Origin of the sequence: Acidaminobacter sp. JC074 (assembly GCF_022496765.1) — a bacterium.
GTDB lineage: Bacteria > Bacillota > Clostridia > Peptostreptococcales > Acidaminobacteraceae > JABXKX01.
The window spans coordinates 18529-27649 of record NZ_VANV01000008.1 but is presented as its reverse complement, the minus strand read 5'-3'; the positions used below and the strand labels follow the sequence as shown (position 1 = coordinate 27649).

General features: G+C 35.8%; 9 protein-coding genes. All 9 read right to left on the bottom strand.

Annotated elements, in window-relative coordinates; genetic code table 11:
• Position 1 precedes the first annotated feature (1 nt).
• The 9 genes from EZV73_RS09570 to EZV73_RS09530 all read right to left on the bottom strand — a co-directional run bounded on the left by EZV73_RS09570 (position 2) and on the right by EZV73_RS09530 (position 9099).
• Positions 2-694 carry a hypothetical protein gene (locus EZV73_RS09570; protein WP_240840075.1) on the bottom strand — a complete coding sequence of 231 codons (693 nt, stop codon included), beginning with the start codon at positions 692-694 and terminating at the stop codon, positions 2-4.
• 118 nt (positions 695-812) lie between these two features.
• A complete protein-coding gene (locus EZV73_RS09565; protein ID WP_240840074.1) occupies positions 813-2372 on the bottom strand; it encodes a diguanylate cyclase in 1560 nt (519 codons plus the stop codon).
• Between the two features lie 135 nt (positions 2373-2507).
• Positions 2508-3323, bottom strand: a complete 816-nt coding sequence (locus EZV73_RS09560) for a PDC sensor domain-containing protein (RefSeq protein ID WP_240840073.1) — start codon at positions 3321-3323, stop codon at positions 2508-2510.
• A 120-nt stretch (positions 3324-3443) separates the two neighbouring features.
• Entirely contained in the window at positions 3444-3701 is a 258-nt protein-coding gene (locus EZV73_RS09555; RefSeq protein ID WP_240840072.1) for a hypothetical protein, read from the bottom strand.
• A gap of 72 nt (positions 3702-3773) precedes the next feature.
• Positions 3774-4217 (bottom strand): hypothetical protein, encoded by a 444-nt coding sequence (locus tag EZV73_RS09550; protein WP_240840071.1) that lies wholly within the window; start codon positions 4215-4217, stop codon positions 3774-3776.
• A 1-nt stretch (position 4218) separates the two neighbouring features.
• Positions 4219-5472 carry a 4Fe-4S dicluster domain-containing protein gene (locus tag EZV73_RS09545; RefSeq protein ID WP_240840070.1) on the bottom strand — a complete coding sequence of 418 codons (1254 nt, stop codon included), beginning with the start codon at positions 5470-5472 and terminating at the stop codon, positions 4219-4221.
• Positions 5473-5575: 103 nt separating this feature from the next.
• On the bottom strand, positions 5576-6973 hold the full coding sequence (locus EZV73_RS09540; RefSeq protein WP_240840069.1) for a HAMP domain-containing sensor histidine kinase: 1398 nt from the start codon (positions 6971-6973) through the stop codon (positions 5576-5578).
• A complete protein-coding gene (locus EZV73_RS09535) occupies positions 6970-7641 on the bottom strand; it encodes a response regulator transcription factor (RefSeq protein ID WP_240840068.1) in 672 nt (223 codons plus the stop codon). The genes EZV73_RS09540 and EZV73_RS09535 overlap by 4 nt, the downstream gene beginning before the upstream one ends.
• Before the next feature lie 54 nt (positions 7642-7695).
• Positions 7696-9099, bottom strand: coding sequence for a Spy/CpxP family protein refolding chaperone (locus tag EZV73_RS09530; RefSeq protein ID WP_240840067.1), 1404 nt, complete (start codon positions 9097-9099; stop codon positions 7696-7698).
• Positions 9100-9121: the final 22 nt, after the last annotated feature.

Here is a 9121-nt window from a genome sequence, read left to right as displayed (position 1 = left end):
ATTACCTCAAGGCCCTGTAGTAACCTGGCTTTAAATTATCGTCAGAAAAGCTTGCCAAACAGACCAGCTCATCTCCATGTATATGTCCCGGATTTTTCTTTGCAAAATAGGCAACTTCAGGCTTTCTTAACAGTCTCTCTGTAATAGGCGCAACATCATCTTTCAGATAGTCCATACTGTCATCGTGTTTGATGATACCAGTATGAAGATCGTAGTTGTCAGGATACTTAAACTTTGCATAAGCATCCATTATCTTTTGTTCCATTTCAGGCGTTTTTGCCATATAACTAGGGTAGTACTTTTTACAGTAAACATTTAAGTACCTGTAGGTTTTATAGCCCTTACATATTAAAAACCAGTATAAGGCCTTGTCAGATGTCTTCTTTAGGTCTTCTATATACCTGACGAAAGCTTGCTGCAAGTGCAAGCTAGGTGGTATGGATAAGTCCATAATGGTATTGCCTGAAAACACTCCAAGAATCTCCTTGTCTTCAATCTTTAGATGAAGATGTTCTATGGTCGTAAATCCTCTAACGAGACCGCCTTCAACCATGATGATTACATGGTCTTTGTTACTTAAATCTTTATCAAACTGCATCTTAGATAGGTTGTCATAATAAGTACTCATCAAGCGAAACATGTCATCCTTTAGTGCTTGTTTTACGTCTTTTACTTTTATATTTATAATATCCATAGTCTTTCCTTTGAAATAAAATTATCTATATATTTATAGTATCATTAATAAAATCTGACCACAATTAACTTAACATTAAATCTTAAAAAGCCAACTGTCATCTGACAGCTGGCTATTATTAAATATTATCATGAACAATCTGGTTTTTACCAAAGAACTTGGCTTTATACATCATCTTATCTGCACGTTTGATAAGATCTGTCGCACTTTCTCCCTGCCACTTACTCATACCTATAGAAACAGAGATATGATGGTCTATTTCATCAAAGGTCTTAGCATGAATGTCTTTTCTGATGCGTTCAAAGATATTTAAACACTGGTTAAAGTCTAAGTCACATAAGACAACAAGAAACTCTTCTCCACCGTATCTGCCTATCAAATCATGACCTCTTAAACTCGACATCAAGACATCAGATACCGACTTGATGACCTCATCTCCTATCTGATGACCATGACTGTCATTGATGGCCTTAAAGTCATCTATGTCTAATATAGCAACAACTATATTCTTAGACTGGACCGCACCTTCTAGCTTTTGATTCAAGTATTCATAGATATAGGCATGATTATAAAGTCTGGTCATGGAATCACGTTTGGTCATATCTTCAAGCTCTCGTGTTCTCTTTTTGACTTCAATTTCAAGATTATTATTGGCATCAATTAAGTGCTGTTCACGTAACTTTTGATATTGGTACTGACTCCATAATGAAAACAAACGATAAATCAGCATAGATGCAATCAAGATGACTATTAAAGACGCCAAGGCAAAGCCATGAACACTCCTATAGATTTCCACTTTTTCTTGAGTAAAAACAATATACATATCATTTTCACTGTTATCAGAGTTAATATTCAGTTTCATACCATAGTAATATTTTTTAGTATCATTATACTTTGCTTCAAAGAAGTTCTCACCAGATTCTATTTTAGAAACAATATTGTCTACAGTCTCTTTGCTATCACCAGCATCCGATAGAATCAGGTCTCTATTATTATGAGCAATGGTAGCTCCTGAAGAATCCACTAAAAACATATAGCCGGTCTTTCCCAGTGTTAATGGATCTACAAATATCTCAGTAAAGTAATCCATTTGCGGCGAAACAAAGGCAATTCCCTTAAGTTCATCTTCAACTTGAACAGGTGCACTGATAACAAATATAGGATTTTCTCTCCATATGGACCTATATATTTCACTTACATAATAAGGCTTCCCCTTCATAATCTCTCTAATATAAGAGTATTCAGGTCCCCCCTTACCAACGGTTTCTCCATTTACAGTGTCTACTAGAAAATGCCCATTAGCAATTTCTACTAGCTCACCATCAACTTCTCTAGTGATGGTTTCATCTAACATAATGCTAACTGGAAGATTTTCATAATAAGGATACTTGCCGTGTAAATCTTTTAAGAAACGCTCTGCAAGTACCTGCTTGACTTCATCTTCAGGATCAAGGCATAATGAGACAATCCTGTCATCTGAAGCAACTTGCTCTACAATTCTTATTTGATCTTCTATCCAAAAAGCCAACATGGATGTTGTTTGCTGAACATACTGTTCACTGGTTTCAATGAACTCCTGTTTCTTTACAAACCTTATATGCATAACGGAAACAACATTACTTAAAAGCAAAATAAAAATAACCAATAAGTAAAACGACTTATGATTCTTTTTTAACATGTATCCCCCTTTAATCTCTATAATCTATTTTATCATCCAGCGATTCAAAAGTAAATTCATGGCAAAGTGTTTTTATCTTAAAACTATCAATCGTGATTACAAAAAAATGCATCCTGAAATAGGATACATAATATTTTATGTTTTTGCAATTTTACTTAAAACCAAATAAACAAAACTACTCAGTAGAAGAAAAACAATTGTCCTTTGAACCGTACTCGATGTCAAAAGCTTTTCTTGACTTATCTTATCAACGCCATAAACTAACACTTTGTCAGATATCTTTGCCGAAGCCTTGTAATACTTGTAATGCTCTGTCTCAAATATACCTTGATCAAAATCATCTACTTCCACATCCATGGGTACACTTGTGAACTCTTCAATCACCCTAGAACCGTCACTATTAAATATCTGAACGTTTTCCAGTGTTAAAATGGTATCATCTAAGGCCTTTAAATTATAATCTAAACCAAGGACCGATTCATCATTAAGCGCTTTTGCAAGAGTCATGATTTTATCACCAGTAAAAGCATCAATGTAAATATCTGTTATGATGACATCTAAAGATGCCATGGCCATCTTATACCAGCCTCTAGTCGTAGGCTTGTAATCTGATGGTGGATCAAAATGAGGTACAGAGATTATCTCATCTTGAATATTGGCATAATATATAAAATCAACTGACCCATCTTCTTCATAAAGACTAAGCGTCTCAACAATTTCCTCTCTGCTAAAGTTGCCATCTAAGTATAATTTGACTGCCTCTTCTTCTGATGCTAGGTCAACAAGCTCTTTTGCACGACTTTCAATCATGTCCATGCTGGCAACAAACCGATTTAAGGTTTGGGTATTTTCCTTTTCCACTTGTCTGTGGTTCTTATCCATATTCATTTTAATGTTTATGCCACCAAGGACTAAGATTATCACAGACATTAGTAAAGCCAGTTTCTTCATGAACCCTCCCATTGATATATAAGCAAATATCCTACATATAGTTTATCTTGAAATCTATTAACTTCATAGACGTACTACAAAGCAAATAAGAAAACCTCTCATTCTTATGTAAGAGAGGTTCTAAAATCCAAATAATAATGAGATTAGATAGTACTCAAGAAATACTAGGACACCACAAATCATTAAAAACATCCCTATTTTAAGTTCGCCTAAATAGTCTCTCATGTACTCCCCTTTAAATAAGGAAAAAATATCTGGTGTAAAGACATATCTCAGGCTTTCGTTAAAGTCTTCCATTGACTCAAACATAAAATTAAATACTCTTTTGTAGAGTGGAAAATTAATAACAACTAAAATCACAATCAATATAAATTTCATTTTATCACCCCATGCCCTTTAGAATCATCATTTCTGGTATATTTTAGCATAAAGATGTTTTGAATGTCTTAATTAATTATTAAGTTTTGCGTCTTTAATGTCATCCAGAAAAGAAAGTGTTTCCTGGTGGCTTCCTGCATACAAAATGATAAGGTTTTTATAAAGGAAAAAGTGAGGTTTTTCTACCCATGAAATTGAAGTAGACTGAGTCGCATCATCATCTACAAGCGTTATGGTAGAACCATTTGGACTGATAGAATTGGCATCTTCTTCTAAGACCTCTATATCGTCATAGACATAAATCTGAAGGATCTGTCCATGATAGATCTGGTAGTTAACATTGTCTCCTCTTAGCAAGTCAGAAATGGCATCAGAAGATTCATAGTCAATCTCAGCCTGGTCAAGTGCTTGTATAAAGTCATCGAGACCATTAAAGTCTACATCTTTTACCTCAACTACTTCTTGTTGACATGCTATCAGCATGATACATAAAACCAGTATCATTAACCTTTTCATCTTAGTTATAACCCAACCTTTCAAGTATTTTTACCAAGTAAACAGATTTCATCTGTTCAGATGCCATGGCTCTTTTAACTGGTGAAAGTTTTAAAATAGCTGATAAAATAGCAGCCATAGCCCTATGAGAATACATGGCCTGATTTTCAAAAATAAGATTTTGAAGTTTACCTTTTTCTATAGCCATCAAAACAGCCCTATGTACTGAGTTTTCAGGTGTGATGATTCTTTTTTCTCTTTCATTAAATGAAAGGCTTTCAAAATGACAATGCTTAACACAAACACCACATCCCAAGCAAAGTTCTTCGATTACTTGAGTTCTTCCATCTTTAACTTCTATAGCATCTACAGGACATATAGATTCACATTTGCCGCAGTTTTTACAGGAATCTTCAACATGTGCGATAAAGCGAGATGTCTCAACAGGATGTAAATTGCCAAATCTTTTTGCTGCCAGTAAAGCTTCACAACAGCAACCGCAGCAGTTACAAATAAAGGAAATATTCTTCTTAAAGTTTTCTCCACACTGAACCAGGTCATTTTCATAGGCCTGGTGTAATAGCTCCATCCCTTCCACTGAATCTACACGTCTGGCATGACCATGTCTGATCAGTGAATCTGCAACAACACCAAATGTCATACATATATCCATAGGCGCGTCACAAGCCTTATCCATATGACTCATCTTATGACGACAGTAACACATACTTATTCCCATATGTTCGGAAGTTTTAATAAAATGAGAAGCTTTTTCAAAATCAAGTATGGAAACTGTCTCATCAGTCTTTATCACACTTTCATTGCAAAAGGCCCTTACCATGTTGGTATCTGTACCAGTAAAAAGCTCTTTAACAAAATCCTCTTCTACGTTTAAATACTCGTAATATAGTTTCCCTAATGCTTGACGGTCAGGTTTTCCTCCTGTTCTCATCATTGAAAACTCAAAGAAACCTGCCATGGGTGGTGGTAAAACGTAAAAGACTTTACCCTCTTTATAGATATCAAGTAGAACAGCTCGACTTGCCAGTTCCTCTAAAATGTCAGCCGCTTGACCAAATGGCATGGACCAGATCTTGGCTGCCTTTTTTATTTCAAAAGGTCTGATAGGCAGTTGTGCAACTAGCTTGGCTTCTCTTTCAGAAAATAAAAGTTCTAAAATCTGATAGAGACTTTCAGATGGCGGTGCACCTTGAGGGTACTTGTTCAAACGACCAACAAGATCTTGATAAGACTTTTTTGCAGTTACATGTGACATAAAATCTCCTTTGTTAATTTTTCTACATTTTATCTATACTTACCCAAACTTATGGCCAATTATTCGTCTCCACTAAAACAAAACAGCCCCTAAGAGCTGTCATTTAGAAGTTTACTTTGACGATGAACATATTTCCATCATAGTCCAGTTCCATATCTCCATGGTGGGCTTTAACCAAGCCATCAACAATGGATAAACCCAGACCATGTCCACCGGTCTCCTTACTCCTAGATGCCTCTAACCTATAAAAAGGATTGGTCAGAAGGTCTAGCTTATCTTTTTCAATAACATCACAAGTGTTCTTTATGACAAGTCCCTTATGGAGGTTCACATAGATTTGACCTTGTGGCTTTGTATAGTGATATGCATTAGAAAGAAGATTATCAATGATTTGTTCAAGCCTCTTTATATCACCTTGTATTTCAAGATTATCTAAGCTTGAAATAACTTCAATGTCCTTATCATCAAAAAGGTGTTTGTATTTGTTAACTTCCTTTTCAAGAAGCTTTTTTAAGTTAATGGTTTGCATGTCTAGGACAAAATCTCTTTTGTCCAGCTTTGCTAGATCTACAATATCTTCAACAAGACCTGTCAGCTGGTCTGATTCCTCTAGTACATAGTTAAGAAAGGTCTGCATCTCATCATCAGATTTATAATACTTGAGTTTTACACTTTCCGTATAACCTTTAATTATACCAATTGGCGACTTAAACTCGTGTGCTATACTGGCCAAGAACTGTCTTTGGTGAACCATGTCATTTTTAAGGCGATCATTTGCCAAATTAAGTGCTGTAATTTTTTCATCAAGTGCAGCCGCCACAATTTGAATGCTATTTGAAAGCTGTCCAAGTTCATCCTTTGAATCAAGATGGACATCTATATCGAAGTTCAGTTCTGATAGCTTTTTAGTTTCTCTGTTGATCATCAGAATTGGATCGACAATTTTTTTCGATAAGAAGAATGTGATTACCAAAATGACCAAAGATACCAGTAAGCCAGTCATCATAAAGAACTCAATTGCCACATGAGCACTTGATCTTACATGCCTTAGTTGGTTTGAAATAATAAGGAACCTATCTTTTGAAAGCTTGCTATAGGACAAAACCTGCCTGTTGATATCATCCTCATGTTCCATGATAAAATAAGTCATAACCCCATCATCAAGCAGGGCCTTGTTCTTTCGTATATAATCGACTTGACTGTTGGGTAGTCTCATGTCTTGGTTTGCTCTAAACTCAGGCACAGAAGACAATATGACCTTGCCCTTATCATTTGCAATCTGGTACTTGTAGCCCTTAAGATTATTCTGTTCTTTTAAATAAGCCAGGCGCTTGTCATCTTGGTCAATCTCTTTAATGGCTTTAACATCACTTTCAAAATCATCTCGAATAGATAAAACATAATAGTCTTCTAAAAAAAATCTATTAAGTAAAAGCAGGATACCTAAAAAGCTGACTATGATAGTAAACATGATGATAATGAGTTTTGATTTGATCTTCATAGTTCACTCCTATAGTAGTAGCCCTTGCCTCTGACGGTAACAATCTGTTTGGCCATCTTACCTAACTTGTTTCTCAAACTTTTAATATGGGTATCTAAGGTCCTTGGGTCACCTTCATAAGCATAACCCCATACCTTGTCTAAAAGACTGTCTCTTTCCATTACCTGATTCTTATTAAGGACTAAAACTTTAAACAAATGATATTCCTTTTGTGTCAGTACAATAGAAAGACTACCATATGTCACTGTATAATTAGGATCTGAAAAAGCAAGGTTTCCATCTTCTAGTCTCTTTAACTCTTTTATCTTATTTCTTCTTAGAAGCGCTGTCACCCTTGCAATGAGTTTTTCATTGGAAAAGGGTTTTGAGATATAGTCATCCGCACCAATCTTCAAACCAGTCACTTCATCTTGGACTTGTCCCAGAGCCGTTAACATTAAGATCGGTACTGATGAATAAGTCCTTATAATCTTTAAGGTCTCTAAGCCGTCTAAAACAGGCATCATAACATCTAATATGATCATATCAGTATCTGGGTGTTTTGAATACAGGTCCAAAAGCTCTTGACCATTTGGGGCGGTCATGACGTCATGACCCTCCCCTCTTAGAAATAGTTCAATAAGTCTTCTGTATTTCATTTCATCTTCAGCATATAGTATCTTAGCCATTCAATCACCTTTCTATTTATAATATAAGTATACCAGAAATAATGACTTATAATCCTACTTTAATAAAGATGAACCATCAGCATTGTATGACTCTATTGGCTGAGAGTACAAATAATCACCATCAGGAAATACATATTGGTTTCTTAATGTATAAAGGGCATCAAACTGATCTTCAGTTAAACTCTCACTTACTGCTGCAAATCTTTCAGCATATAAAGACGATAGCCTACCTTCTACTTGCCCGTATTCTTCCATCAAGGCCATAACTTCAGCTTCATCCACATCATCTTTTATCATAAAATCCCTTAACAGTCTCGATACTTGTCCTCTGATTTCAACAATCCTATTCATCTCATTCCTTTGTTCCTCAATAATACTTTCAATAAGTTGTCTTTGATTGTCATTTAGAATTTCTAAGAACTCCTTGCCACTGTTGCCAGTAAGGCTTGTAGAAATGAAATAGTCCGGATTGTTCATGGCTGGATAATCTTTCATGTAAAAGCCACCAAAGTAAGTCCCATGTCTTTCAGGACAGAAATAGCTGTCCGCTTCTAAAGAACCCTTGTACCATGAAAAAAGTTCACTGGCATATGTCATAACCGCTACGTGTTCTAAGTGACTCATGGATCTCTTATCTAAAATACCTTCTTCGTCAATCTCAGGCCATGTAGAAGAATCATCAAATGCCATGGCTTCTAAATAAGCCTTTTGATCATCACTAAAAGATCTCACTATTTCTCCTAGTACTTGAGCCCTATGATAAGAAAGCTGTCCATCAATTTCAAACAAGTCGCCAGAATAGGCTGATACAGCATCTACATCTAATTCACTACCACTCAAAGTCTTTCTAAAAGCATCTATGATGGTTAAGCGACCATAACCATAATCCTCATAAAGCTCAAACTGTTCATTCGCCAAGACCTTAAGACTTTCAAGTTGATCCTCATTTAGGATACTTAAGACATTCATGGCTGCTTTGGTTAGAAATGTTGTGTTGTGTCCATAACCTGCTATGTCTACATCTCTCATATATTGAAATCCAAAGAAATCAGCTACTTTGCCTGGCGGTAAAAAACTATCAGCTCCCTGTGTTCCTGTTAAATAGGCAAGACCACTAAAGGCTATGGTGTTTAACTGAGCATTGTCAGAAACAGCTTGCTCTATAGAATACTTAGGCTGGCCGTCATTTTCTAAAGGCATGTTTTCTTTATCCCCTTCTTTAGGTGGTTTATGCTCACCTTCTTTTCTAGGCGGTTTGTTTTCATCCTCTCTTCTTGGTGGTCTCTTATCTTTATCGCCTGGCTTACTTTCATCTCTAGGTGGTTTATCTACGCCATCAATAGAAGCGCTTGATATGTAGTTCACATCACCAGAGTTCTCATCGATCTTTGGTTCATTCCAGTAAAAGCTACTTGATAAAAGTGCTACTGCCATACCTATCATAAATATACTTTTCATACTACTCTCCTTTCATCTGTTA

Bases quoted from the DNA above. Each gene is read 5' to 3' on its own strand.
- EZV73_RS09570 (WP_240840075.1), bottom strand. From the start codon at position 694: ATGGATATTATAAATATAAAAGTAAAAGACGTAAAACAAGCACTAAAG.
- EZV73_RS09565 (WP_240840074.1), bottom strand. From the start codon at position 2,372: ATGTTAAAAAAGAATCATAAGTCGTTTTACTTATTGGTTATTTTTATT.
- EZV73_RS09560 (WP_240840073.1), bottom strand. From the start codon at position 3,323: ATGAAGAAACTGGCTTTACTAATGTCTGTGATAATCTTAGTCCTTGGT.
- EZV73_RS09555 (WP_240840072.1), bottom strand. From the start codon at position 3,701: ATGAAATTTATATTGATTGTGATTTTAGTTGTTATTAATTTTCCACTC.
- EZV73_RS09550 (WP_240840071.1), bottom strand. From the start codon at position 4,217: ATGAAAAGGTTAATGATACTGGTTTTATGTATCATGCTGATAGCATGT.
- EZV73_RS09545 (WP_240840070.1), bottom strand. From the start codon at position 5,472: ATGTCACATGTAACTGCAAAAAAGTCTTATCAAGATCTTGTTGGTCGT.
- EZV73_RS09540 (WP_240840069.1), bottom strand. From the start codon at position 6,973: ATGAAGATCAAATCAAAACTCATTATCATCATGTTTACTATCATAGTC.
- EZV73_RS09535 (WP_240840068.1), bottom strand. From the start codon at position 7,641: ATGGCTAAGATACTATATGCTGAAGATGAAATGAAATACAGAAGACTT.
- EZV73_RS09530 (WP_240840067.1), bottom strand. From the start codon at position 9,099: ATGAAAAGTATATTTATGATAGGTATGGCAGTAGCACTTTTATCAAGT.